Consider the following 264-nt stretch of genomic DNA (forward strand, 5'->3'; position numbering starts at 1 on the left):
AAGTCGAAACCGGTGTTTTGTCGGCGACCAGGTTTTCGTAGTTGCCGCCGCTGACGTTGGCGATGGCGTTGGTCAGCGGCGTGTGACCGTTCAACGCATCGTTAGGTGCGAGGGTGGTCACAGTGCCGGTGGTTTTACCGATGTCGATGGTGATCGTTTGGCCATTGGCCAACGACACCGTCACTGGCGAACCGGTGACCGGCGCGCCAACAGTGGCGGTGTAGGTGACGGTGCCCCCTTCAGCGGCCGACTCAGTGGCTTTCA

The 264-nt window shown here is 61.0% G+C and carries 1 protein-coding gene; it reads right to left on the reverse strand.

The annotated features are described in order from the left end of the window. Nucleotides 1-264: immunoglobulin-like domain-containing protein (locus E3W21_RS31340; RefSeq protein ID WP_178084119.1), on the reverse strand; the 264-nt coding region annotated here is incomplete at both ends.

Source organism: Pseudomonas sp. F01002, assembly GCF_004402115.1.
Taxonomy (GTDB): domain Bacteria; phylum Pseudomonadota; class Gammaproteobacteria; order Pseudomonadales; family Pseudomonadaceae; genus Aquipseudomonas; species Aquipseudomonas frigoris.